This is a genomic window from Acidimangrovimonas pyrenivorans (assembly GCF_042643245.1).
Lineage (GTDB): Bacteria > Pseudomonadota > Alphaproteobacteria > Rhodobacterales > Rhodobacteraceae > Acidimangrovimonas > Acidimangrovimonas pyrenivorans.
In genome coordinates this window covers 44,416-68,712 of sequence record NZ_JBHRSK010000010.1, presented here as the reverse complement: position 1 = coordinate 68,712, position 24,297 = coordinate 44,416, and the positions used below count along the sequence as shown (strand labels likewise).

At 74.4% G+C, this 24,297-nt stretch carries 23 protein-coding genes, 1 pseudogene and 2 riboswitches; of the genes and pseudogenes, 18 read left to right on the top strand and 6 right to left on the bottom strand.

All coding sequences use genetic code 11. The features are described from left to right. Positions 1 to 352: 352 nt before the first annotated feature. Genes ACFOES_RS13465 through cobU form a run of 3 tightly spaced genes read right to left on the bottom strand, consistent with a single transcriptional unit; the run spans position 353 to position 2,704 of the window. Positions 353 to 1,102, bottom strand: coding sequence for an adenosylcobinamide-GDP ribazoletransferase (locus ACFOES_RS13465; protein WP_377833815.1), 750 nt, complete (start codon positions 1,100 to 1,102; stop codon positions 353 to 355). Then, the gene (cobT, locus tag ACFOES_RS13460) at positions 1,099 to 2,184 is read right to left on the bottom strand and encodes a nicotinate-nucleotide--dimethylbenzimidazole phosphoribosyltransferase (protein WP_377833814.1); all 1,086 of its coding nucleotides are present in this window, start codon (positions 2,182 to 2,184) and stop codon (positions 1,099 to 1,101) included. The genes ACFOES_RS13465 and cobT overlap by 4 nt, the downstream gene beginning before the upstream one ends. After that, positions 2,177 to 2,704: a bifunctional adenosylcobinamide kinase/adenosylcobinamide-phosphate guanylyltransferase gene (cobU, locus tag ACFOES_RS13455; protein ID WP_377833813.1), complete on the bottom strand. Its 528-nt coding sequence runs from the start codon at positions 2,702 to 2,704 to the stop codon at positions 2,177 to 2,179. The genes cobT and cobU overlap by 8 nt, the downstream gene beginning before the upstream one ends. A 51-nt stretch (positions 2,705 to 2,755) precedes the next feature. Here cobU and ACFOES_RS13450 point away from each other — a divergent pair, with 51 nt between their 5' ends. Genes ACFOES_RS13450 through cobD form a run of 4 tightly spaced genes read left to right on the top strand, consistent with a single transcriptional unit; the run spans position 2,756 to position 6,088 of the window. Next, positions 2,756 to 3,346, top strand: a complete 591-nt coding sequence (locus ACFOES_RS13450; RefSeq protein ID WP_377833812.1) for a histidine phosphatase family protein — start codon at positions 2,756 to 2,758, stop codon at positions 3,344 to 3,346. After that, the gene (locus tag ACFOES_RS13445; protein ID WP_377833811.1) at positions 3,337 to 4,161 is read left to right on the top strand and encodes a propanediol utilization protein; all 825 of its coding nucleotides are present in this window, start codon (positions 3,337 to 3,339) and stop codon (positions 4,159 to 4,161) included. The genes ACFOES_RS13450 and ACFOES_RS13445 overlap by 10 nt, the downstream gene beginning before the upstream one ends. Beyond that, positions 4,158 to 5,099, top strand: a complete 942-nt coding sequence (gene cbiB, locus ACFOES_RS13440; protein WP_377833810.1) for an adenosylcobinamide-phosphate synthase CbiB — start codon at positions 4,158 to 4,160, stop codon at positions 5,097 to 5,099. Before ACFOES_RS13445 ends, cbiB begins: the two co-directional genes overlap by 4 nt. Positions 5,100 to 5,107: 8 nt before the next feature. Continuing rightward, complete coding sequence (cobD, locus tag ACFOES_RS13435; protein ID WP_377833809.1) at positions 5,108 to 6,088, top strand: threonine-phosphate decarboxylase CobD; 981 nt, start codon at positions 5,108 to 5,110, stop codon at positions 6,086 to 6,088. 14 nt (positions 6,089 to 6,102) lie between these two features. On the opposite strand, the gene ACFOES_RS13430 is transcribed toward cobD, so the two are convergent. Together ACFOES_RS13430 and cobO are read right to left on the bottom strand one after the other, a co-directional pair. Continuing rightward, the gene (locus tag ACFOES_RS13430) at positions 6,103 to 7,548 is read right to left on the bottom strand and encodes a cobyric acid synthase (RefSeq protein ID WP_377833808.1); all 1,446 of its coding nucleotides are present in this window, start codon (positions 7,546 to 7,548) and stop codon (positions 6,103 to 6,105) included. Positions 7,549 to 7,811: 263 nt separating this feature from the next. Next, positions 7,812 to 8,432, bottom strand: coding sequence for a cob(I)yrinic acid a,c-diamide adenosyltransferase (gene cobO / locus ACFOES_RS13425; protein WP_377833807.1), 621 nt, complete (start codon positions 8,430 to 8,432; stop codon positions 7,812 to 7,814). Between the two features lie 35 nt (positions 8,433 to 8,467). Beyond that, a riboswitch (cobalamin riboswitch) is annotated at positions 8,468 to 8,681 on the top strand. Positions 8,682 to 8,799: 118 nt separating this feature from the next. Between cobO and bluB the strand changes: the two genes are divergently transcribed. The 8 genes and pseudogenes from bluB (at position 8,800) to cobJ (ending at position 18,386) form a co-directional block, all read left to right on the top strand. Beyond that, on the top strand, positions 8,800 to 9,423 hold the full coding sequence (gene bluB / locus ACFOES_RS13420) for a 5,6-dimethylbenzimidazole synthase (protein WP_377833806.1): 624 nt from the start codon (positions 8,800 to 8,802) through the stop codon (positions 9,421 to 9,423). 45 nt (positions 9,424 to 9,468) lie between these two features. Further along, positions 9,469 to 9,681, top strand: a riboswitch (cobalamin riboswitch). An 88-nt stretch (positions 9,682 to 9,769) separates the two neighbouring features. Then, entirely contained in the window at positions 9,770 to 10,135 is a 366-nt protein-coding gene (locus tag ACFOES_RS13415; protein WP_377833805.1) for a DUF1636 family protein, read from the top strand. A 13-nt stretch (positions 10,136 to 10,148) separates the two neighbouring features. Beyond that, on the top strand, positions 10,149 to 11,183 hold the full coding sequence (cobW, locus tag ACFOES_RS13410; RefSeq protein WP_377833804.1) for a cobalamin biosynthesis protein CobW: 1,035 nt from the start codon (positions 10,149 to 10,151) through the stop codon (positions 11,181 to 11,183). 7 nt (positions 11,184 to 11,190) lie between these two features. Then, positions 11,191 to 15,042 (top strand): cobaltochelatase subunit CobN, encoded by a 3,852-nt coding sequence (gene cobN, locus ACFOES_RS13405; protein WP_377833803.1) that lies wholly within the window; start codon positions 11,191 to 11,193, stop codon positions 15,040 to 15,042. Continuing rightward, a pseudogene (cobG, locus tag ACFOES_RS13400) lies at positions 15,039 to 16,139 on the top strand (precorrin-3B synthase); the annotation flags it as partial. The gene cobN and the pseudogene cobG, both read left to right, overlap by 4 nt. Before the next feature lie 117 nt (positions 16,140 to 16,256). After that, positions 16,257 to 16,886 carry a precorrin-8X methylmutase gene (locus tag ACFOES_RS13395; RefSeq protein WP_377833922.1) on the top strand — a complete coding sequence of 210 codons (630 nt, stop codon included), beginning with the start codon at positions 16,257 to 16,259 and terminating at the stop codon, positions 16,884 to 16,886. A 1-nt stretch (position 16,887) separates the two neighbouring features. After that, positions 16,888 to 17,646: a precorrin-2 C(20)-methyltransferase gene (gene cobI, locus ACFOES_RS13390; protein WP_377833802.1), complete on the top strand. Its 759-nt coding sequence runs from the start codon at positions 16,888 to 16,890 to the stop codon at positions 17,644 to 17,646. Further along, positions 17,643 to 18,386: a precorrin-3B C(17)-methyltransferase gene (gene cobJ / locus ACFOES_RS13385; protein ID WP_377833801.1), complete on the top strand. Its 744-nt coding sequence runs from the start codon at positions 17,643 to 17,645 to the stop codon at positions 18,384 to 18,386. The genes cobI and cobJ overlap by 4 nt, the downstream gene beginning before the upstream one ends. On the opposite strand, the gene ACFOES_RS13380 is transcribed toward cobJ, so the two are convergent. Next, a complete protein-coding gene (locus ACFOES_RS13380) occupies positions 18,368 to 19,111 on the bottom strand; it encodes a cobalt-precorrin-6A reductase (protein WP_377833800.1) in 744 nt (247 codons plus the stop codon). The genes cobJ and ACFOES_RS13380 overlap by 19 nt on opposite strands. Between ACFOES_RS13380 and cbiE the strand changes: the two genes are divergently transcribed. Genes cbiE through cobF form a run of 6 tightly spaced genes read left to right on the top strand, consistent with a single transcriptional unit; the run spans position 19,110 to position 24,276 of the window. Next, positions 19,110 to 20,309 carry a precorrin-6y C5,15-methyltransferase (decarboxylating) subunit CbiE gene (gene cbiE / locus ACFOES_RS13375; protein WP_377833799.1) on the top strand — a complete coding sequence of 400 codons (1,200 nt, stop codon included), beginning with the start codon at positions 19,110 to 19,112 and terminating at the stop codon, positions 20,307 to 20,309. The genes ACFOES_RS13380 and cbiE overlap by 2 nt on opposite strands. Continuing rightward, positions 20,306 to 20,680, top strand: coding sequence for a cobalamin biosynthesis protein (locus ACFOES_RS13370; RefSeq protein WP_377833798.1), 375 nt, complete (start codon positions 20,306 to 20,308; stop codon positions 20,678 to 20,680). Before cbiE ends, ACFOES_RS13370 begins: the two co-directional genes overlap by 4 nt. Beyond that, entirely contained in the window at positions 20,677 to 21,462 is a 786-nt protein-coding gene (gene cobM / locus ACFOES_RS13365; RefSeq protein WP_377833797.1) for a precorrin-4 C(11)-methyltransferase, read from the top strand. Before ACFOES_RS13370 ends, cobM begins: the two co-directional genes overlap by 4 nt. Next, complete coding sequence (locus ACFOES_RS13360) at positions 21,459 to 22,787, top strand: cobyrinate a,c-diamide synthase (RefSeq protein ID WP_377833796.1); 1,329 nt, start codon at positions 21,459 to 21,461, stop codon at positions 22,785 to 22,787. Before cobM ends, ACFOES_RS13360 begins: the two co-directional genes overlap by 4 nt. Then, positions 22,784 to 23,524, top strand: a complete 741-nt coding sequence (cobA, locus tag ACFOES_RS13355; RefSeq protein ID WP_377833795.1) for a uroporphyrinogen-III C-methyltransferase — start codon at positions 22,784 to 22,786, stop codon at positions 23,522 to 23,524. Before ACFOES_RS13360 ends, cobA begins: the two co-directional genes overlap by 4 nt. Further along, on the top strand, positions 23,521 to 24,276 hold the full coding sequence (gene cobF / locus ACFOES_RS13350; protein WP_377833794.1) for a precorrin-6A synthase (deacetylating): 756 nt from the start codon (positions 23,521 to 23,523) through the stop codon (positions 24,274 to 24,276). Before cobA ends, cobF begins: the two co-directional genes overlap by 4 nt. The last annotated feature ends 21 nt before the right edge of the window (positions 24,277 to 24,297 follow it).

The following is a 24,297-nucleotide window of genomic DNA, read 5'->3' as shown; positions in this document are numbered from 1 at the left end:
GGCGGGGCGCGCCGACACCGATCCCCGTCGCCGGAGCCCGGCAGAGCTGGGAATTCGGGCCCGAGCGCCGGTCACCGAGCCTTCGCTGCCGCCTTGCCCCGTTCCTCGGCGCGCGGCCCGGGGTCGCGTCCGCGCCACGGCAACGTGACAACCTGTGCGAGACTGCGTTCGACAACTCGGCCGGGGCCGGCCTTGATCGTTTCGGGTCTGGATCGCCGGGCGGCGGAAATGGCGCCGATACCGGCCCGGCCGGCTGCACGATTGCCGGCCGCCAAGCGATCGGCCGCAAGACCGTGCTGTCATCGGGAGGCAGGAGAGGCTCCGGCCGGCCGCACGCCGGATCGCGCAGCCCTCAGGTCAGCGCGGCAAGAACGAGCCAGCCGCAGATTTCCGCGAGCTGCTGCGCCGCGCCGAGCACGTCTCCCGTCTGCCCGCCGATGCGGGAGCGCGCGAAGGCGGCGACGGCTCCGCCTCCGGCAAGAAGCGCAACAGCGAGGGGGAAAGCCGCGCCGGCCATCAGCGCCAGCAGCGCGGCGCCGGCCAGCCCGAGCGCGACGGCCACCGCGCCGGGAGCGATCCGCGCCGCGCCATGGCCCAGCCCGTCGCTCCGCGCCGGTGGCAGCAGCCGGGCCCAGAGCGCCATCCCCGCCCGGCTGGCGACGGCCAGGGCGATCAGCGCCGGCACGACCCGCCCGCCGGGCGCGGTCCCGGCCATCGCCGCGGCCCGAAGGCCGATGCTCAGGATCAGCGCCAGCACCCCGTAGCTGCCGATCCGGCTGTCGCGCATGATCTCCAGCCGCCGTGCCGGGTCGCGGCCGCCGCAACCGTCGGCAAGGTCGGCCAACCCGTCCTCATGCATGCCGCCGGTCGCCACGACGGCCGCCGCGACGGCCAGCAGCGCCGCGACGAGCGGCGAAAGCCCAAGGCCGGAGGCCGCGCTCCAGACCAGCGCCGAGAGGCCGCCGACGGCCAGCCCGGCAAGCGGCCAGGCCCAGGCCGACGCGGCCAGGCCAGGCGCCGGGCCGGCGATCCGGCCGGCGGGGAACCGCGTCAGCAGCATCAGCGCGACCTGGAGCTCGGCGGCCCGGGCGCGCAGGGTCATCCGGCGGAGCCCCCGCCCCCCGAAACTTCACCTGCCGTAGCTTCGCCCCCCGAGACCTCGCCCCCCGAAACCCCGGCCTCGGCGAAGGTCGCCATGCCGTCGTGACAGGCGAGCGCAGAGCGCAGGATGCCCAGAGCCAGCGCCGCGCCCGAGCCCTCGCCCAACCGCATGTCGAAGGCCAGCACCGGCGCCTTGCCCATCGCCTCGAGCAGCCGCCGGTGGCCCGGCTCGGCGCTGACATGGCCGACGAGGCAGTGATCGAGCAGCGCCGGATCGATGCCATGGAGCGGCGCGACGGCCGCGGTGCAGATGAAGCCGTCGAGGATCACCGGCACCCGCGCGGCCCGCGCCGCCAGAACCGCGCCGCAAATCGCCGCCTGCTCGCGCCCGCCGAGGGCGGCGAGCGTCCGGGGCGCGTCGGCAAGCAGCGCCGCGTGGCGCTCCAACCCGCGTTCGATCGCGCCGATCTTGCGCGCCATGCCATCGGCATCCGACCCCGTCCCCGGCCCGGTCCAGTCGGCCACCGCGCCGCCGAACACCGCCGCCGCCAGCGCCGCCGCGACGGTCGAGTTCCCGATCCCCATCTCGCCCAGGATCAGCACATCGGCCCGCGGATCGACCGCCGCCGCGCCGCGGTTGAGCGCCTCGAGGCACTCGGCCTCGCTCATCGCCGGGCCCTGGGTGAAATCGCCGGTCGGACGATCGAGATCGAGCGCGATCACCTCCAGCGCCGCCCCGTTCGCGCGGCAGAGCTGGTTGATCGCCGCGCCCCCGGCCTCGAAATTGGCGACCATCTGGGCCGTGACCTCCTGCGGGAACGGGTTCACGCCCTGGGCGCAGACGCCGTGGTTGCCCGCGAAGACCAGCGCCTGCGCGCGGGCGATCCCGGGCCGTTCCCTGCCGTGCCAGCCCGCCATGAAGATCGCCAGTTCCTCGAGCCGGCCGAGCGATCCGGGCGGCTTGGTCAGCGCGTTCTGGCGCGCGCGGGCGGCCTCGGCGGCCTCGGCGTCGAGGCCGGGCAACACCGCGGCGAGCGCGCCGAGATCGGCAAGGGCCGAGAGCGGAAAGAGGCGGTCAGTCATGGGGTTTCACCTTCAGGGACAGGCCGCAAACGGCCATGTGGACTTCATCGCAAACCGCGGCGATCTGCTGGTTGAGAAGGCCCGCCGCGTCGCGGTAGGCACGGGCGAGCGCATTCTCGGGCACGATACCGGCGCCGACCTCGTTGGTGACCAGCACCACCGGGGCCGATTGCGCCGCCAGCGCCTCGGCCAGCGCGCCGGCCGCGGCCCGCCAGTCGTGACCGCCGAGCATGAGGTTCGACAGCCACAGCGTCAGGCAATCGACGAGGCGCGGCCCGCCGCCGTTCTCGGGGCCGTCGCTCGCCTCCAGCGCGCCGACCAGATCCAGCGGCGCCTCGATCAGCCGCCATTCCGGCCCGCGCCGGTGGCGATGCGCCGCCACCCGCGCCGCCATTTCGTCGTCATGCACCTCGGAGGTGGCGATATAGACCGGCCGCGGGCCCAGCGCCTGCGCCAGCCCCTCCGCCAACCGGCTCTTGCCGGACCGGGCGCCGCCGGTGACCAGTATCGTCTTGCTCATGGCGTCAGGACAAAGCAGAGATGGGCGGCGCATGAAAGGCCGAAAACGACGATGCCGGAAGATGTCCCGACCGAACTTGTCCTGATCCGCCACGCCCCCGTGGCCGGCGACGGGCGCATGTGCGGGCGGCGCGACCTGCCCGCCGACTGTTCCGACACGGCCGCCTTCGCCCGCCTTGTCGCGCAGCTTCCCAGACCGGCGCGGATCGTCCACAGCCCGGCCCTGCGCTGCGTCCAGACGGTCGAGGCGCTGTGGCCCGGCGCCCGGAAAAGCGCCGATCCCTCCCTGTGGGAGCAGGATTTCGGGGAGTGGGAAGGCCTGCCCCATGCCGCCCTGCCCGATCTCGGCCCGATGGATCGCACCGCGCTGGCCGCGCATCGGCCGCCGGGGGGCGAAAGCTTCGTCGATCTCTGCGCCCGGGTGCAGCCCGCCCTGCTTGCGTTGCGCGACCGGCAGCCGGCACCGGAACCGGGACCGGTCGCGGTGACCGCCCATGCCGGCACCGTGCGCGCCGCCTTGGCGCTGGCGCTCGGCTCGGTCGCCGCCGCCCTGGCCTTCGAGATCGCGCCGCTCTCGCTCACCCGCCTGAGCCTGCGCGCCGACGGCCAACACGTCATCCATGCGGTCAACCAATGCGCCTGAGCGGGGCGCGCGCGAGCGTTGCCGGACATTTCGGCGAGCTGCTGCAGGGTCGTCTCGGCCCCGCCGGGCCGGTGGCGCTGGTCTCGCTGCCCTGCCCGGCGCTGCGGGTGACCGCCTGGCTGCGGCCCGACCGGCGGCTGCGCCTTCACAGCCCGCAGCGACTGATCCGCCTGTCCGACGCCCGGCGCCTGCTGACCGACCTCGGTCTGGCGCCGCGCGGCGCGGTCGCCCTGCGCGCCGACATGCCCCCGGGCGGCGGCGCCGGAGCCTCGACCGCCGCGCTGGTCGCGCTCGCCCGCTGCGCCGCGCCGGGGCTTGCCCCCGCGACCATCGCCCGGGCCTGCCATGCCGTCGAGGGCGCGACCGATCCGCTGATGTTCGCGCGCTCCGAGGGCCTGCTCTGGGCCTCCCGCGCGGCGCGGGTCCTCGGCCCGCTGCCGGCGCTGCCGGCATTCGATATCCTCGGCGGCTTTCTCGGCCCGGCGCGGCGAACCGATCCGGCCGACTGCGCCTTCCCCGACATCTCCGACCTGCTGGCGCCCTGGTCCGAGGCCGCGGCCCGCAGCGACCTGCCCGCCCTCGCCCGTCTCGCCACGCTCTCGGCCGAACGGACGCTGGCGCTGCGCGGCCCCGCCGGCGATCCGACCGCGGCGCTTGCCAGGTCCCTCGGCGCGCTCGGTATCGTCATCGCCCATACCGGCAGCGCGCGCGGGCTGATCTTCGCCCCCGGGACCCGGCCCGAAAGCGCCCGCGCGACGCTGCGGCGGGCGGGGTTCCACGGTCTCGTCCACTTCCGGGCGGGAGGACACGGATGAGCGCCGCGCTTGCCATGCTGATCGCGCTGACGATCGACGCCTGTTTCGGCTGGCCCGATCGCCTCTTCGCGCGGATCGGCCACCCCGTCACCTGGCTCGGGCGGGTGATCGGCGCGCTGGAGCGGCGCCTCAACCGGCCCGGCAGCGCCGCCGCCCTGCGCCTCGCCGCCGGCACGCTCGCCGCCCTCGCCACCATCGCCCTCGCCGCCGGCGCGGCCATGGCCCTCGCCGCGCTGTGTCCCGCGGGATGGCCCGGCGCGGCCCTTGCCGGCCTCTTCGCCTGGCCCCTGGTCGCCGCGCGCTCGATGCACGACCATGTCGCCGCCGTCGCCCGCCCGCTCGCCGCCCGCGACCTGCCCGCCGCCCGCGCCGCCGTGGCGATGATCGTCGGGCGAGACCCCGAGCAGCTGGACGAGGCCGGCATCGCCCGCGCAGCCCTCGAAAGCCTCGCCGAGAACAGCTCGGACGGGATCGTCGCGCCGCTGTTCTGGGGCGCGCTGCTGGGCCTGCCGGGGATCGCCGCCTACAAGGCGATCAACACGCTCGATTCGATGATCGGCCACCGCAACGCCCGCTACGAGCACTTCGGCAAGGCCGCCGCGCGGCTCGACGATCTGGCCAACCTGGTCCCGGCGCGGCTGACCGGGCTGCTCTTCGCCCTCGTCTCGTCCCGCCCGCGCGCCGCCCTCGCCTGCATGATCGGCGACGCGCGCCACCACCGTTCGCCCAATGCCGGCTGGCCCGAGGCGGCGATGGCCGGCGCCCTGCAGCTGCGCCTGTCCGGGCCGCGCGTCTACGGCGACCAGATCGCACCGGAGCCCTGGGTCAATGCCGGCGCCCCCGACCCGGCGGCCGGCGATCTGAGCCGCGGCCTGCGCCTCTACCGCCGCGCGATGGTTGCGCTGGCCGTGCTCCTGGGATTAGTGGCGCTGATCTGAGGGGACACATGCGCGATCACGGCGGCAACATAGACGGCGCAATCGCCCGCTTCGGCGGCGGGGCCGGAGACTGGGTCGACCTCTCGACCGGCATCAACCGCGTCCCCTATCCGCTGCCGCCCCTGCCCGACAGCGCCTGGCGCGACCTGCCCACCCGCGCTGCGACCGGCGCGCTGATCGACGCCGCCCGCGCCGCCTATCGCGCACCGACCGAGACCGGGCTGCTGCCGCTGGCCGGGGCGCAGGCGGCGATCCAGCTTCTGCCGCGGCTGCGGCCTCCGGGCCGCGCACGCGTGCTCGGCCCGACCTACAACGAACATGCCGCCAGCCTGCGCGCCGCCGGCTGGCAGGTCGAAGAGATCGCCGATCCCGCCGCGCTGGCGGGGGCCGACCTCGCCGTCGTGGTCAATCCGAACAATCCCGACGGGCGCGAAATCCCGGTCGACGCGCTGCTGGCCCATTCCGGGAAGGTCGGCACGCTGGTGGTCGATGAAAGCTTCGCCGACCCGCGCCCCGATCTCTCGCTCGCGCCGCAAGCCGGGCGGCCGGGGCTCCTGGTCCTGCGCTCCTTCGGCAAGTTCTACGGCCTTGCGGGGCTCCGCCTGGGCTTCGTCCTCGGACCGGCCTCCCTAATCGCCCGGCTGTCCGGGATGGCCGGCCCGTGGCCCGTCTCGGGCGCCGCGATCGAGATCGGGCGCCGGGCGCTGGCCGACACCGCGTGGCAAGAGGCCACGATCGCGCGGCTGCGCGCCGAAACCGGACGTCTCGACCGCCTCGCCGGCGGCGCCGGATGGGAGCTGGCCGGCGGCACCGACCTGTTCCGCCTCTACCGGACCCCCGATGCCGGGGCGGCGCAGGATCGCCTCGCCCGGGCCCGGATCTGGAGCCGCATCTTCCCCTGGTCGCCCGCGCTGATCCGTCTCGGCCTGCCCGGCACGGCCGCGGAATGGGCGCGGCTTGAAACCGCCCTCGCCCGCGACTTGCCCTAGCCGCGGGACTTGCCCTAGCGCGCCAGGCCCAGCAGCCCGTCCACGTCGAGATGCGCCTCGATATGCGCGGCCAGCCGGTCGAGCACCGCCTCGACCTCGGCGCCGTAGCTGAACCTGCCGGCCGCCACCCCGAACCCGGCGAGCCAGGCGCGGCGGAACGCATCCTCGCCGAACATGCCGTGCAGGTAGCTGCCCGCGATCCGGCCATCCGCCGACACCGCCCCCTCGGGCGCGCCCGCGACCTTGGCGAAGGGCCGCGCCCGGTCGGGCCCCTCGCTGCGGCCGATGTGGATCTCGTAGCCCCGCATCCGGGCGCCGCTGGCCGCGTGGACGGCCTCGACCCGGGTCAGGCGCTTGTCCGGCACCATCTCGGTCACCACGTCGAGCAACCCGAGGCCCGCGGTCTCGCCCGGCGGCCCCTCGATCCCCTGCGGGTCGCGAATCGCCCGGCCGAGCATCTGGTAACCGCCGCATATCCCCAGCACATGGCCGCCGCGCCGGACATGGGCGGCAAGGTCCAGATCCCAGCCCTGATCGCGCAGGAAGGCGAGATCGCCGTGCGTCGACTTGCTGCCCGGCACGATCACCAGGTCGGCCTCGCCCGGGATCGGCTGGCCGGGGCCGATCAGCGTCAGGTCCACCCCCGGCTCCTGCGCGAGCGGATCGAGATCGTCGAAATTGGCGATCCGCGACAGCGCCAGGCAGACGACGCGCAACCCCGCCCCCCGCGCCCGCCGCGGCAGGTCGAGCGCGTCCTCGGCCGGCAGCTTCACCGCCTCCGGGAAGAACGGCAGCACCCCGAATCCGGGCCAGCCGGTGCGCTCGGCGATCAGCGCATAGCCGTCGTCGAAAAGCGTCACGTCGCCGCGGAACTTGTTGATCAGGAAGCCCTTGATCTGCGCCGCATCCTCGGGGTCGAGCACCGCCTGGGTGCCGACCATCTGCGCGATCACCCCGCCCCGGTCGATGTCGCCCGCCAGCACCACCGGCACGCTGGCCGCCCGCGCAAAACCCATATTGGCGATGTCGCCGCGGCGCAGATTGACCTCGGCCGGGCTGCCCGCGCCCTCGACGATCACCAGATCGTGGGCGGCGCTCAACCGGCCGAAGCTTTCCAGCACGGCAGACAGGAGCCGGGGCTTGAGGTCCCAGTAGTCCCGCGCCCGCGTCGTCGTCAGTCGCCGCCCATGCACGATCACCTGCGCGCCGACATCCGTCTCGGGCTTGAGCAGCACCGGGTTCATGTCGACCACCGGCTCGTGCCCGCAGGCCATCGCCTGCAACGCTTGCGCCCGCCCGATCTCGCCCCCGTCGGCGGTGACGGCGGCATTGTTCGACATGTTCTGCGGCTTGAACGGCGCCACGTTGAAGCCGCGCCGCCGCGCCGCCCGGCACAGCCCGGCGACCAGCAACGACTTGCCCACGTTCGACCCCGTGCCCTGGATCATCAGCGCCGTCATCGCAGCCTCCCGTCGCCGCGCGGGCCGAGAGCGCGGGAGCCTCCGGCGGAGGTATTTGCCGGCAAGATGAAAAGGCGGCGCCGCGCCTCGGGCCGCCGAAGCGGGGGAGACGCGGCGCTTTCACCTTGCGCGGTCATCGGGACCTCTCCCTGTACCGCTCCTTGATGCTGCCCCACCATGTTTAACAAACCCTTGCTTTCATCTTGCCCCAAATACCTCGGGGGTGAGCGCGCAAGCGCGAGGGGGCCGCGCCCCCTGCCAGCTCAGAACTCCACCCCCGGCTGGGCCCTGATCCCGGCGCGGAACGGGTGCTTGACCAGCGTCATCTCGGTCACCAGGTCGGCCAGCTCGATCAGTTCCGGCTTGGCGTTCCGTCCGGTCAGCACGACATGCGTCATCTCGGGCTTCTCGTCGCGCAGGAAGGCCACGACCGCGTCGATATCGAGGTAGTCGTAGCGCAGCGCGATGTTGATCTCGTCGAGCAGCACCATGCGGATCGACGGGTCGCGGATCAGCGCCTTCGCCTTCTCCCAGCCGCGGCTGGCGGCGGCGACATCGCGGGCCCGGTCCTGCGTCTCCCAGGTGAAGCCCTCGCCCATGGCGTGGAACTGGCACAACCGGGGGAAGGTCGCCTCGAGCAGCCGGCGCTCGCCGGTGTCCCAGGCGCCCTTGATGAACTGCACCACCGCGCAGGGCATCCCGTGCGCGATCGCGCGCAGGATCATGCCGAAGCCGGACGAGCTCTTGCCCTTGCCGGGGCCGGTATGGACGATGACCAGCCCCTTCTCGCCCACCTTCGTCGCCATCATCTTGTCACGCGCCGCCTTGATCTTCGCCTTCTTGGCCGCGTGGCGGGCCGCTTCCACCTCGTCGCCGTCGCTCATCGTCCCGTCCCTTGCTTGACAACCCGGGGCGCTTCGCCCCATCTGGCGCCGCTGGTTCCTGTCGATGACAGGCGAAGAGGGAATGCGCAAGGCCCCGGCTCGGGGCCCGGGCGCAGCCGCCCCCGCGACCGTGACCGGAGAGGTTCGCCCCGTGCCACTGGCCTGACAGGCCGGGAAGGCGGGCGGGCCGCCGGGGCCGAGGCCCCGGGCTCCGCAAGCCGGGAGACCTGCCAGCGCGATATGTGACGGGCGAACGGGGTGTGTCGCGGCCGGCTTCGGAGGACGCCGCGCGCCGTCCCCCGACCCGTCCCTTCCCGCCGCAGGAAAAGCATGCCACGGCGCGCGCCGCGGCGATGGGAGGGACGAGATGCGGTTTACCCGAGACGAGGCCGAGACCCTGGGCCGTGTCATGCACTGGCGCCGCGACGTGCGGCATTTCCGCCGCGATCCGGTGCCCGAGGAGCTTCTCGACCGCCTGCGCGCGGCGATGGACCGCGCGCCTTCGGTCGGCAATGCCCGGCCCTGGCGCGTGATCCGGGTCGAGGCTCCGGCGCTGCGGGCCGCGGTGCGCGCGGAATTCGCCCGCTGCAATGCCGAGGCCGCCGCCACCTATTCGGGGGCCCGCGCCCGCGACTATGCCCGGCTCAAGCTCGCCGGGCTGGACGCGGCCCCGGTGCAGCTTGCCGTCTTCACGGCGACCGATCCCGAGGCGGGCCATCGCCTCGGCCGCCAGACCCTGCCCGGGACCCTGCGCCAGTCGACCGCGATGGCGATCCATGGCCTGTGGCTTGCCGCCCGGGCCGAGAACCTCGGCCTCGGCATGGTGTCGATCGTCGCGCCCCGGCGCATGTGCGAGATATTCGCCGCGCCGGACGATTGGGAATTCTCGGCCTATCTCTGCCTCGGCTGGCCCGAGCGGTTCGACGACACGCCCCTGTTGCATCGGGCCGGCTGGCAGGAGAACGCAGCCACCGTCTGGGAGACGCGCTAGCCGGCATCTCGCGCCCATTCCCGGCTTGACAAGCGGCCGGCCTTTGCCTCAGGTGAGCACGCTGGTTCCTGTCCCTGACAGGCGAAGAGGGAATGCGACAGGCCCGTTCCGGGTCCAAGCGCAGCCGCCCCCGCGACCGTGACCGGAGCGGTTCGTCCACATGCCACTGGCCCGAAGGGCCGGGAAGGCGGGCGAACCACCGGGGCCGAGGCCCCGGGCTCCGCAAGCCGGGAGACCTGCCAGCGCGATGTGTTACGGGCGAACGGGGTGTGTCGCGGCCGGCTTCGGAAGATGCCTGCGCGTCTCTCCCTGGCCCCTTCCCCCCTTTTGCCGGAAAGGATGGCGAATGGGCGGGGTGACCCTGACGATCTGCACCACCTGCCGGCGCGTGGCCGGCGGCGACCCCGAAGAGGCCGCTCCGCGCCCCGGCGCCCGGCTCTGCGCGGCGATTGCCGAACGCGGCCTGCCCGAGGGGGTCGAGCTGCGGACGGCCGAATGCCTCTCGGCCTGCAGCCGTGGCTGCACGATGGCGCTGAGCGGGCCGGGCCGGTGGAGCTATGTCTACGGATCGATGGACCCCGAACGCGACGCCGAGGCGATCCTCGACGGCGCCGCCCGCTATGCCGCAAGCGCCGACGGCATCGTGCCCTGGCGCGAGCGGCCGCAGATCTTCCGCAAGCGATCCATTGCTCGCATCCCCCCGCAAAACTGACCTCGAGGCCGCCATGGAAGACCTGAACAAAATCCCCGTCACCGTCATCACCGGGTTTCTCGGCGCGGGCAAGACCACGCTGATCCGCCAGCTGATGGCCAATCCCGGCGGCCGCCGTCTGGCGGTGCTGGTCAACGAATTCGGCACCACCGGCGTCGACGGCGGCATCCTGAGAAGCTGCGCCGACGAGAACTGCCCCGAGGACAGCATCGTCGAGCTGGCCAACGGGTGCCTCTGCTGCACCGTCGCCGACGAGTTCATCCCGACCATCGAGACGCTGATGGCGCTGCCCGAGACGCCCGACCACATCCTGATCGAGACCTCGGGGCTGGCGCTGCCCAAGCCGCTGCTGAAGGCCTTCGACTGGCCGCCGATCCGCTCGCGCATCACCGTCGACGGGGTGATCGCGCTTGCCGATGCCGAGGCGGTGGACGCGGGCCTGTTCGCCCCCGATCCGGCCGCGGTGCAGGCGCAACGCGACGCCGACGAGCGCCTCGACCACGAGACCCCGCTGTCCGAGGTGTTCGAGGACCAGATCGCCTGCGCCGATATCGTGCTGCTGACCAAGGCCGATCTCGCCGGCCCCGAGGGCGTGGCGCGCGCCCGCGCCTATATCCAGGCCGAGGCGCCGCGCCGGATCCCGATCCTGCCGGTGATCGAGGGGGCCGCGGATCCGCGCGTGATCCTCGGCATCGGGGCGGCGGCCGAGGACGACCTGGACGCCCGGCCCTCGCATCACGACGGCGCCGACGACCATGAGCATGACGATTTCGCCTCGGTGGTGATCGCGCTCGACGAGGTCGCCGATGCCGAGGCCCTGCAGGCCGCCATCGCCCGGCTCGCGCGCGAGCAGAACGTGCTGCGTGTCAAGGGGCATGTCGCGGTGGCGGGCAAGCCGATGCGCCTGCTGGTGCAGGCCGTGGGCGCGCGGGTGCGGGCGCAGTTCGACCGGCCCTGGGGCGACGCGCCGCGGCGCTCGGAACTGGTGGTGATCGCCGCGCACGACGACATCGACGCGGCCGCGATCCGCAAGGTGCTGGAGGGCTGAGGCCGCAATGCACATCGTCTATCGCGAAAGCCGCGGGCTCGAAGAGACGGCGCTGCCCCAGGACCTGGGGCAGAGCCCCGCCGAGCTGGTGGCGCTGTCCTTCTCCGACAGCGATCTCGGGGCCTTCGCGGCGGGCTGGCACCGGGCGCGGGAGGGGCGGGCGCCATTGCCGACGCTCCGGCTTGCGAACCTCGCGGCGCTGCAGCATCCGCTCTCGGTCGATGTCTATGCCGAACAGACGCTCGCGGGCGCCAGGGCGGTGCTGGTGCGGCTGATCGGCGGCGAGAGCTACTGGCCCTATGGCCTGGCCACGCTGCAGGACATGGCGCGGCGGCAGGGGATGGCGCTGGCCGTCCTGCCCGCCGACGGGCGCCCCGATCCGCGGCTCGACGCGCTGTCGACGCTGCCGGTGTCGACGCTGCGCCGGCTGCAGGCCCTGTGCGATGCGGGCGGCGCGGTGGCGGCGCAGGCCGCGCTGGCCCAGCTCGCGCTGGCCGGCGGCCTGTACGCGCCGCCGGTGGCGGGCGCCAAGACGGTGCCCGAGGCGGGCTATTACCGCCCCGGCACCGGTGTCGTGCCGCCGCCCGAGGCGCCCGTCCCGGGCGGCAGCCCCCTCGCGCCCGTCCCGGGCGGCAGCCCCCTCGCGCCCGTCCCGGGCGGCAGCCCCCTTGCGCCCGTTCCGGGCGACCGGCCTCTTGCGCCCGTTCCGGGCGACCGGCCTCTTGCGCCCGTTCCGGGCGACCGGCCTCTTGCGCCCGTTCCGGGCGACCGGCCTCTTGCGCCCGTTCCGGGCGACCGGCCTCTTGCGCCCGTTCCGGGCGACCGGCCTCTTGCGCCCGTTCCGGGCGACCGGCCTCTTGCGCCCGTTCCGGGCGACCGGCCTCTTGCGCCCGTTCCGGGCGACCGGCCTCTTGCGCCCGTTCCGGGCGACCGGCCTCTTGCGCCCGTTCCGGGCGACCGGCCTCTTGCGCCCGTTCCGGGCGACCGGCCTCTTGCGCCCGTTCCGGGCGACCGGCCTCTTGCGCCCGTTCCGGGCGACCGGCCTCTTGCGCCCGTTCCGGGCGACCGGCCTCTTGCGCCCGTTCCGGGCGACCGGCCTCTTGCGCCCGTTCCGGGCGACCGGCCTCTTGCGCCCGTTCCGGGCGACCGGCCTCTTGCGCCCGTTCCGGGCGACCGGCCTCTTGCGCCCGTTCCGGGCGACCGGCCCCTTGCCCTGGTCACCTTCTACCGCGCCTATCTGACCGCCGCCGACACCGCCCCCGTCGATGCGCTGATCGCGGCGCTCGCGGCGCGCGGCTTCGAGGCCATCGGCCTTTTCGCCCCCTCGCTGAAGGCGCCCGGCGCGGCGGCCTGGCTGCGTTCCGAGATCGCGCGCCTCGCCCCCGCGACCGTCGTCAACGCCACCGCCTTTTCGGCCTGCGGCGGCGACGGCACGCCCTCGCCGCTCGACGCCGCGGGCGGCCCGGTATTCCAGGTCGCGCTGTCCACCGCCGAGCGCGGGCAATGGGCGGAAAGCGAACGCGGCCTCTCGCCCGCCGACCTGGCCATGCATGTCGTGCTGCCCGAGGTCGACGGCCGGCTCTTCGCCGGGGTCGCCAGCTTCAAGTCGCCAGAGGCGCGCGACCCCGATCTGGAATTCGCCCGCCGCATCCACGCAGCGGAGCCCGGGCGCATCGGCGCCATCGCCGATCGCGTCGCGGCCTGGAACCGGCTTGCCACCCTGCCCGCCGCGAACAAGCGGATCGCGCTGGTGCTGTCGACCTATCCCGGGCGCGACGACCAGATCGCCCATGCCGTCGGCCTCGACGCGCTGGCCTCGGCGGCGGCGATCCTCGACACGCTCGCCGCCGGGGGCCATGACACGCCGCCCGCCGGGGCGCTGGCCGACCGCCTGCTGGCGGAAACCGTCGACTGGCCGCTGGCCGCGTATCGCGCCGCCCTGGCCGGTCTGCCCGCGGCGCTGCGCGACGCCCTGGCCGCCGCCTGGGGCGCGCCCGAAGAGGACCCGGCGGTGCGGGACGGCGCCTTCCGCTTTGCCGCGCTGCGCAGCGGCAAGGCGCTGATCGCGCTGCAGCCCGAGCGGGGCGAAACCGCCGGGCGCGAAGACGCCTATCACGACCTCGCCCGCCCCCCGCGTCACGGCTATGTCGCCTTCTACCTGTGGCTTCGCGACCGGACCGACGCGTTGATCCACATCGGCGCCCACGGCACGCTGGAATGGCTGCCCGGCAAGGCGGTCGCGCTGTCGGACAGCTGCTGGCCCGAGGCGCTGACCGGCGCGCTGCCCGTCATCTACCCTTTCATCGTCAACGACCCGGGCGAGGCCGCGCAGGCCAAGCGCCGGATCGGCGCGCTGACGCTCGGCCACCTGCCGCCGCCGCTGGCCGAGACCCGGCTGCCCTCTGGGCTGTCGCATCTCGAGCACCTGCTCGACGAATATTCCACCGCCGACGGGCTCGACCCGGCGCGGCGCGACCGGCTGATTGGCGCCATAAGGGCCGAGGCGCAGGGGCGCGGGATCGAGGCGGATCTCGACATCCCCGCCGAGGCCGGCGCCGCCGAGGCGATCCCGCGCATCGACCGCTTCGTCTGCGATCTCAAGGAAAGCCAGTTCGCCGAGGGCTTGCATGTCTTCGGCAGGGGCGACTGCGGCGCGGCCGAACGCGCCGGGCTGGCCGCCGCGCTGGCCGGGCGTTTCGTGCCCGCCGGCCCCTCGGGCTCGCCCTTCCGGGGCCGGGCCGACGTGCTGCCGACGGGCCGCAATCTTTTCACCACCGATCCCCGCGCGGTTCCGACGCGCGCCGCCCATGCCCAGGGGATCAAGCTGGCCGAAGAGCTGCTGCGCCGCCATCTGCAGGATCACGGCGACTGGCCGCGCGGGCTGGTGGTCGACCTCTGGGGCTCGGCGACGATGCGCACGGCGGGCGAGGAATTCGCCATGGCCCTGCACCTCGCCGGGCTCGCGCCGCGCTGGGACGAGGGATCGGAGCGGGTGAACGGGGTCGAGGTGATCCCCCTCGCCCAGCTCGGCCGCCCCCGGATCGACGTGACGCTGCGGGTGTCGGGCCTGTTCCGCGACGTCTTTCCCGGGCTCGCCGGGCTGTTCGAGACCGGCGCCGAGGCGCTGGCCCGGCGCGACGAGGCCGGGGCGGACAATCCCTATCGCCACCGCAGCCCGCGTGTCTTCGGGCCGAAACCCGGCCGCTACGGCCTCGCGATGGAAACGGGCGAGATGGATGCGGACGCGCGCGCGGCGGCGGGCGAGGCCTGGCTCGCCGCCTCGTCCCACGCGATCGGCGCCGGCGGCGACAGCACCCCGGCCCGCGCGGCGCTGGAGGAACGGCTCGGCGCCGCCGACGCCTTCGTCCACCTTCAGGACCTGCCCGAGACCGACCTGCTGATGGCCGCCGATTACGCCGCCCACGAGGCCGGTTTCGCCGCCGCCATGGCGCGGCTCGGCCATCGCCCCCCCGCGCTCTACCACCTCGACGCGACGCGCCCGGACAGCCCCCGCGCCCGCACGCTGGCCGAGGAGGTCGCCCGCACCGTGCGCGCCCGCGCCGCCAATCCCGACTGGGTCGACAGCATGACCGCGCATGGCTTCCGCGGCGCAGCCGAGATCGCGGCGACGCTCGACCATCTCGCCGCCTTCGCCCATCTCGCGGGCGGCGTCGGGCCCCATCTCTTCGACCTCTACTACGAGGCCACGCTGGGGCGCGACGAGGTGACCGGCTTCATGGAATGCGAGAACCCGCGCGCGCTGGCCGCCCTGCGCGACCGCTTCCGCCAGCTTGACGCGGCCGGGCTGTGGCAGAGCCGGCGCAACTCGACCCGTGCCGGGCTGGAGACCGGGGCATGAGCGCGCCCGAGATCGAAGGCCCGCAAATCAGAGGCCCGCAAATCAGAGGCCCGCAAATCAGAGGCTGGTGCCCCGGCGCCTTGCGGCCGATGGCGTCGGGCGACGGGCTGGTGGTGCGCCTGCGGCTGCCGCGGGGACGGATGGCGCCCGCGCAGGCGCGGCGCATCGCCGAACTGGCGGCGCGGCACGGCAACGGGCTGATCGACCTCTCGGCGCGCGCCAACCTGCAGCTCCGCGGCCTCCGGCCCGAAACCCACGGCGCCCTGATCGAGGCACTTCGCGACATGGGGCTGATCGACCCCAGCGCCGCGGCCGAGGCACGCCGCAACATCGTCCTCACCCCGTTCTGGACCGAGGGGGACGACAGCGCGGTCCTCGCCACGGCGCTGGCGCGGGCGCTGGCGGCCCCGGACGCCCCGGCCCTGCCCGGCAAGTTCGGCTTCGCCGTCGATTGCGGCCCGCGCCCGGTGCTGGCGGGCACCTCGGCCGACATCCGGATCGAGCGCGGCCCCGGCGGGCTGATCGTCCGCGCCGACAGCGCCCCCGGCGGCCGCCCGGTGACGCGCGAGACCGCCGTCGCTGCGGCTCTCGACATGGCCCGCTGGTTCCGCGACAGCGGCGGCGCGCCCGCGGGCCGGGGCCGCATGGCCCGGCACCTGGCGGCGGGGCCGATGCTGCCCGCGGTCTGGCGAACCGCGCCGGCGGCCATGGCCCTGCCCGCGCCCGGCCCGGGCCCCTGCGATACCGGTCTCCTCGTCGCCGCCGAATTCGGCCGGATCGGGGCCGATACCCTCTCGGCCCTGGCCGATCGCGGGCCGCTGCGGCTGACGCCCTGGCGGATGCTGCTGATCGAAGGGGCGAGCGACGGGGCGAGCGACGTCCCCGCCCTGCCCGGCCTGATCCACGACCCGGCCGATCCGCGCCTGCGCGTCGCGGCCTGCCCCGGCGCCCCCGACTGCCCGCAGGCCCTGTCGGAAACCCGCGCCACGGCGCGCGCCCTGGCATCGCAGCTGGCGCCGGGCGCGCGGCTCCATGTCTCGGGCTGCGCCAAGGGCTGCGCCCATCCCGCCCCCTGCGCGTGGACCCTGACCGCAACCGCGCCCGGCCGCTTCGACCTGGTCCGGGACGGCCGCACCGGCGCCCCGGCCCTGCGCCGCGGCCTGACCGCCGGGACGCTGAGCACCGACCCCGACCTCACGAGGACACCCCGCCGAATGCCCCACAGCTACGAAACCGACGGCGCCGCGATCTACGCCCAGAGCTTCGCCACGATCCGGGCCGAAGCCGAGCTCGCCCGCTTCTCGCCCGAGGAGGAGCCGGTCGTCGTGCGCATGATCCATGCCGCCGGCCTCGTCGGCCTGGAACGCGACATCGGCTTTTCGCCCGGCTTCGCGACGGCCGCCCGCGCGGCGCTGGCCGGTGGCGCGCCGATCCTGTGCGATGCGCGAATGGTATCCGAGGGGATCACCCGGCCCCGCCTGCCCGCCGGCAACGACGTCATCTGCACCTTGCAGGACCCGCGCGTGCCGGCGCTGGCGCAGGAGATGTCCAACACCCGCTCGGCCGCCGCGCTGGAGCTGTGGCGGCCGCACCTGGCGGGCGCGCTGGTGGCGATCGGCAATGCGCCGACCGCGCTCTTTCACCTGCTGAACATGCTGCAGGCCCCCGAGTGCCCGCGTCCGGCCGCGATCATCGGCTGCCCGGTGGGTTTCGTCGGGGCGGCCGAATCAAAGGCCGCGCTGATCGCCGCGCCCCCGGTGCCGGCGCTGGTGGTCCGGGGACGGCTGGGCGGTTCGGCCATCACCGTCGCCGCCGTGAATGCCCTTGCCAGCCGAAAGGAATGACATGGAAAGCGTGGAAACCGATCCCGTGAAGACCGATGCCGCGACGGCCGGCCGGGTGATCTGCGTCGGCCTCGGCCCCGGCGCCCCCGACCTGATGAGCGTGCGCGCCGACCGACTGGTGCGCGGCGCCCGCCATGTCGCCTATTTCTCCAAGGCGGGGCGGCGCGGCCATGCCCGGACCATCGTCGCGGGCCTGTTGCCCGGGGACGCCCGCGAATACCCGATGGAATACCCGGTGACGACCGAACTCCCGGCCGGCAGCGCGGCCTACAACCGCCTGCTCTCGACCTTCTACGAAGGCTGGTCGGAGCGCATCGCCGCCATCGCCCGGAGCGAGGAGATCGTGGTGCTGTGCGAGGGCGATCCGTTCTTCTACGGCTCGTTCATGCATCTCCATTCCCGGCTGCAGGGGCGGGCCGAGATCGAGATCGTCCCCGGCATCACCGGCATGTCGGGCTGCTGGACCTCGACCGGCCAGCCGATCACCTGGGGCGACGACGTGCTGACCGTGGCGATGGCGACCCTGCCCGAGGACGAACTGACCCGCCGGGTAAGCGATACCGACGCGCTGGTGGTGATGAAGATCGGCCGCAACCTGCCCAAGCTGAAGCGCGCGCTCGCGGCGGCCGGCAAGCTCGACCGGGCCTGGCTGATCGAGCGCGGCACGATGCCGGGGCAGAAGGTCAGCCGGCTGGCCGAGGCCGAGGACGTGCCCTATTTCTCGATCGCCGTGATCCACGGCCAGGGGCGGCGGCCATGACCGGCTGGCTGGCGGTGGCGGGGCTCGGCGCCGGAGACGCGGCGCTGGTGACGCCGGAAGTCACGGCGGCGCTGGCCGAGGCGACGGATATCGTCGGCTACGGCCCCTATGTCGCGCGGGTGGCGGCACGGCCCGGGCTGACGTTTCACGCCTCCGACAACCGGGTGGAGGTCGAGCGCGCGGCACTGGCCCTCGGGCTTGCCGCCGCCGGGCGCCGCGTCGCCGTCGTCTCCTCGGGCGATCCCGGCGTCTTCGCGATGGCCTCGGCGCTGTTCGAGGCGCTCGAGGCCGGGCCCGCGGCGTGGCAGGCGCTCGACATCCGCATCCTGCCGGGCATCACCGCGATGCTGGCCGCCGCCGCGCGGCTGGGCGCGCCGCTGGGGCACGATTTCTGCGCGATCAATCTCAGCGACAACCTCAAGCCCTGGGCGGCGATCGAACACCGTCTGCGCATGGCGGCGCGCGGCGATTTCGCCATCGCCTTCTACAACCCGCGCTCGAAGGCGCGCCCGCACCAATTCGCCCGCGCATTGCAGGTCCTGCGCGCCGAATGCGGCGCCGGGCGGCTCATCTCCTTCGCCCGCGACGTGACGAAACCCGGCGAACGGCTGGAAACGGTGACGCTGGCCGAAGCCCGCCCCGAGATGGCCGACATGCGCACGGTGGTGATCCTCGGCAATTCCCGGACCCGGCGCGTCGGGCGTTTCGTCTACACCCCGCGTCAGGCGGAGGGCGCATGACCCAGCCAGCCCATCACCGCGGCGACATCGTCCACCACCGGCCGCTGCGGCACGGCGGGCCGGTCGATCAGGATCACCGGCAGGCCGAGCGCGCGGGCGGCGTCGAGCTTGGCCCGCGCCCCGTCCCCGCCCGCGTTCTTGGCGACGACCAAGGCGATGCGCCGCGCTGCCAACAGGGTGCGGTCCTGCGCCTCGGTGAAGGGGCCGCGCGCGATGACCGCCTCGGCCCGCGACAAGGGCAGCGGCGCGTCGGGGGCGTCGACCAGCCGCAACAGGTAATGATGCGCGGGCCGCGCGGCGAAATCGGCGAGGTTCTGGCGTCCGATCGCAAGGAAGATGCGGGCGGGCGCCGCGGGCAGCGCGGCGACGGCGCCGGCGATGTCGGGCACATGCGTCCAGCGGTCGCCCGGCCCCGCCCGCCACGGCGCACGCTCGAAGGCGCACAGGGCCGTGCCGGTCTGGCGGCAGGCAGCGACCGCATTGGCGCTGATCCGTGCGGCGAACGGATGGGTCGCGTCGACGACATGGGTGATGTTTTCGGCCCGCAGGTAGGCGGCCAGCCCCGCGACGCCGCCGAAGCCGCCGACCCGCGTCGGCAGCGGCTGGGCCGCGGGCGCGCCGGTGCGCCCGGCGTAGGAATAGACCGCGTCCAGCCCCTGCTCCGCCACGGCCCCGGCGAGATGCCGGGCCTCGGTGGTACCGCCGAGCAGAAGAAAGCGCGTCATGTCTGATCCCTCGTGCGATCCGTGGCTGAGCCTCATCGGGCTCGGCGAAGATGGCCTGAACGGGCTGACCGGGGCAAGCCGTGCCGCGCTGGATGCCGCCGAGATCGTCTTTGGCGGTCCCCGCCACCTCGCGCTGGCCGAGACCGGGCCGCGGGGCCGGGAATGGCCCGTGCCCTTCTCCATCGCCCCGGTATTGGCCGAGCGCGGCCGCCCGGTCGCGGTGCTGGCCTCGGGCGATCCGTTCTGGCACGGCGCGGGCGGGGCGCTGGCTGCGGCGCTGTCACCCGGCGAATGGCGTGGCTTTCCCGCCCCCTCGACCTTCGCGCTGGCCGCCGCGCGGCTGGGCTGGCGGCTGGAGGAGGTGCATTGCCTCGGCCTGCACGCCGCGCCGTTCGAACGGCTCGTCCCGCTCCTCGCCCCCGGCGTCCGGGCGATCTGCCTGCTGCGCGACGGCGCGGCCCCGGCGGCGCTGGCGGAATGGCTGAGCGCGCACGGCTTCGGCCCGTCGCGGCTGACCGTGCTGGAAGCTCTCGGCGGTCCGCGCGAGCGCCGGCGCGACAGCCGCGCCGAGGGCTTCGCGCTGGACGAGGTCGCCGCCCCGGTCGCGGTCGCCATCGCGGCCGCCGGGGCGCAGGGCCTGCCGCGCGCCGGCGGCCTGTCCGACGCGCTCTTCCACCACCGGGGCCAGATCACCAAGCGGCCGGTCCGCGCCCTCACCCTGTCGGCCCTCGCCCCGCGCCCGGGCGAGCTGTTGTGGGACATCGGCGCGGGGTCCGGCTCGATTTCCGTCGAATGGGCGCTGGCGGCGCCGGGGGCACGGGCGATCGCGCTCGAGCCCGCCGAAGGCCGCCGCGCCCTGATCGCTGCCAATGCCGAGGCCTTCGGCCTGAGCCACCGGATCGGGATCGTGGCCGGAACCGCCCCCGAGGCGCTGGCCGCCCTGGCCCGGCCCGATGCCGTCTTCCTCGGTGGCGGCGCTTCGGAACCGGTGCTCGCGGCGCTCTGGGATTGCCTCGCCCCCGGCACCCGGCTGGTCGCCAACGCGGTGACGCTGGAGACCGAGGCGCTGCTGATCCAGTGGCATGCCCGCCTCGGCGGCGATCTGATGCGCATCGCGATCGCCGAGGCCGCGCCCCTGGGCCGGATGCGCGGCTGGGCGCCCGCCCGTCCCGTCACCCAGTGGAGCGTGACCCGATGATCGTCGCCGGCATCGGCTTCCGCGCCGAAGCGCCCCTCGCCGCGTTGCAAGAGGCGCTGCAAGAGGCGCTGGCCCGCGCAGGGGGCGCGGTGCAGGCGTTGGCCACCGAGGCCGGAAAGGCCCGCGCCCCGCAAGCCGTCGCGCTGGCCCGCGCGCTTGACCTGCCCCTGATCGCCATCGCCGCCGAGGAGCTCGCGCGGCAGGAGACCCCGTCCCGTTCCCCCCGCGTCGCCGCCCGTTTCGGCACCGGCTCGCTGGCCGAGGCCGCCGCGCTGGCCGGGGCCGGGCCGGGCGCGCGCCTGCGCGGGCCGCGCGTGGTCTCGGCCGACGGCATGGCGACCGCCGCAATCGCAGAAGGACCCGACACATGACCGTGCATTTCATCGGCGCCGGCCCCGGCGCCGCCGACCTCATCACCCTGCGCGGGCGCGACCTGATCGCTGCCTGCCCGGTCTGCCTCTATGCCGGCTCGCTGGTGCCCGAGGCGCTGCTCGACCATTGCCCGCCCGGCGCGCGCATCGTGAACACCGCGCCGCTCAGCCTCGACCAGATCGTGGCCGAGATCCGCCTGGCCCATGACGCGGGCCACGACGTGGCGCGGCTGCATTCGGGCGACCTCTCGGTCTGGTCGGCGCTGGGAGAGCAGCTGCGCCGGCTGCGCGCCGAGGGCATCCCCTATGCGATCATCCCCGGCGTCCCCGCCTTCGCCGCCGCCGCCGCCGCGCTCGAGACCGAACTGACCCTGCCGGGCGTCGCGCAATCGCTGGTGCTGACCCGGACCTCGGGCCGGGCCTCGGCCATGCCCGAGGGCGAGTCGCTGGAGAATTTCGCCGCGACCGGGGCGACGCTCGCCATCCATCTCTCCGTCCATGTCCTGGATGACGTGGTGGCACGGCTGCTGCCCCATTACGGCCCCGATTGCCCGGCCGCCGTGGTCTGGCGCGCCAGCTGGCCCGACCAGCGGATCGTCCGCGCCTCCCTCGCCACCCTCGCCGAGGCCACCGGCGGCGAACGCGGCCGCACCGCACTGATCCTCGTCGGCTCCGCGCTCGCGGCCGAGGGCTTCGCGGAAAGCCGCCTCTATGCCGAGGGCTACGACCGCCGCTTCCGCCCGACCGGCGCCAATCCGCGCTTCCCGGAGGGCGGCGCATGAACGCTGCCGCGCCCCCGCTCGCCCCCGGCCTGATGATCTCGGCCCCGGCCTCGGGCACCGGCAAGACGACGCTGATGCTGGGACTGCTGGCGGCGCTGGCGCAAAGGGGGCTGGCGGTGCAGCCGTTCAAATGCGGCCCCGACTACATCGACCCGGGCTTCCACCGCGCGGCTTCGGGGCGGGCCTCCTTCAACCTCGACGGCTGGGCCATGGCGCCGGGCCAGATCGCCAAGCTGGCCGGCGCGGCGGCGGGGGCCGATCTGGCGCTGGCCGAAGGCTCGATGGGGCTCTTCGACGGGGTCGCGACGGCAGGCGCCAGCGGCACCGGCGCGAGCGCCGAGATCGCGGCGCTGATGGGCTGGCCGGTCGTGCTGATCCTCGACGCCTCGGGCCAGGCGCAATCGGCCGCCGCGACGGCCCTGGGCTTTGCGCGCTTCCGTCCGCGGCCGACGCTGGCCGGCGTGGTGCTGAACCGCGTCGCCTCGCCCCGGCACGAGGCGCTTCTGCGCGCGGGGATGGAAGAGGCCGGGATCGCGGTGCTCGGTGTCCTGCCGCGGCGGCCCGACCTCGAAATGCCCGAACGCCACCTCGGGCTGGTGCAGGCCGAGGAACACGCGACGCTGCGCGCCCTCATCGACGAGGCCGGGCGCTTCGTTGCCGCCCATGTCGACCTCGACCGCCTGCGCGCCGCCGCGCGGCCGACGCGTCTGCCCGCGGCGGCCGGCCGCCCGGCTCCGCCGCCCGGGCAGCGCATCGCGCTGGCCCGCGACGCGGCCTTCTCCTTCGCCTATCCGCACCTGTTGCAGGGCTGGCGCGCCGCGGGGGCCGAGCTGCTGCCCTTCTCGCCCCTGGCCGACGAGGCGCCCGATCCGTCGGCCGAGATCTGCTGGCTGCCCGGCGGCTATCCCGAGTTGCATGCGGGCCGCCTCGCCGCCGCAAGCCGCTTCCACGCCGGGCTGCGTGCCTTCGCCGAAACCCGGCCCGTTCACGGTGAATGCGGCGGCTACATGGCGATGGGGGAGGCGCTGATCGACAAGGATGGCGCGCGGCACCGGATGGCAGGGCTGCTGGGCCTCGTCACCTCCTACGCAACGCGAAAGATGCACCTCGGCTACCGCCTTGCGGAATTGCACCATCCGCTCCCCGGCCACGAGGCGGCTGCCCGGCTTCGCGGCCATGAATTTCACTATTCCACCATTCTCGACCAACCGGACGCCCCGCTCGCGCATGTTGTCGACGCCGCCGGAGCCCCGGTGCCCGAGACCGGTTCGCGCCGCGGCAACGCCAGCGGCACCTTCTTCCACCTGATCGCGGAGGCCACATGAGCGGTTTCGTCAGCTTCGTCTCTTCCGGGCCCGGCGACCCCGAGCTGCTGACCGTCAAGGCGGTCGCGCGGCTCAAGACCGCCGACGCCGTGCTCTACGACGATCTCTCGGCCGGTCCGATCCTCGATCTGGCGCGCGCCGGGGCCGATCTGGTCGGCGTCGGCAAGCGCGCCGGACGTCCTTCGCCGCGCCAGGACCATGTCAGCCGTCTGCTCGTCGACTACGCCGCCACGGGGGCCCGCGTCGTCCGGTTGAAATCGGGCGATGCCGGGATCTTCGGCCGACTGGAGGAAGAGATCCTCGCGCTCAGGGAGGCCGGGATCGCCCATGAGGTGATCCCGGGCGTCACCACCGCCTCGGCCGCCGCCGCCGCCGCCGACATCCCGCTCACCCGCAGGCTGACCGCGCGGCGGCTGCAATTCGTCACCGGGCACGACGTCGCGGGCCGGCTGCCCGAGGGGCTGAACATGGCGGCGCTGGCGGACCGGGAGGCCACCACCGCGGTCTACATGGGACGGCGCACCTTCGTCCGGCTGGCCGAGCTGCTTGTCGCGGCGGGGCTGCCGCCCGACACCCCGGCGCTTCTGGCCGAGAATGTCTCGGCCCCCGGCCAGGCGCTGCGGATCGGCACCATGAGCGCCCTGGCCGAGGCCCTGCGCGACACGCCCGACACCGCCCCGCCCGCGCTGATCCTCTATGGCGCGCTGGCCGACCCGGGGCCGGAGGTCGGGCAATGATCGCGCTCTCCCTGATCGGGATCGGCACCGGCAATCCCGACCACGTCACCCGGCAGGCCGTGGACGAGATCAACGCCGTCGACGTGATCCTGATCCCGCGCAAGGGGCCGGAGAAGGACGGCCTCGCCCATCTGCGGCGCGAGATCTGCGCCCGGGTGTTGCGCGGCCCGGGCCCGGCGTTGCGAGAGTTCGACCTGCCGCGCCGCGACGGATCGGGCGACTACCGCGCGGGCGTCGACGCCTGGCATGACGCCATCGCCGAGGTCTGGGCCGCCGAACTGGCCGCCGCCCTGCCCCGAGGCGGGCGCGCCGGCTTCCTGGTCTGGGGCGATCCCGCGCTCTACGACAGCAGCCTGCGCATCGCCGAGCGGCTGCGCGCGCGGATGAGGCTGGAGGTCCGGGTGATCCCCGGCATCACCGCGATCGCCGCCCTGACCGCGGGCCACGCGATCCCGCTGAACACCATCGCGGCACCGGTCACGATCACCACCGGGCGGCGCCTGCGCGCTGCCGGCTGGCCGCCCGGCAGCGATACCCTGGTGGTCATGCTCGATGGCAGCAACGCCTTTCAACACATTGACAGTGAGGGCATTTCCATCTGGTGGTCGGGCTATGCCGGGATGGCGGAGGAACTCCGCATCGCGGGTCCGCTGGCCGAGGTCGCCAGCGAGATCGTCGCCGCCCGCGCCCTGGCCCGGGCCCGCCACGGCTGGATCATGGATATCTATCTGCTCAGGCGCGATTGCGATTGACTTCACGCCGGGCTCTCTGCC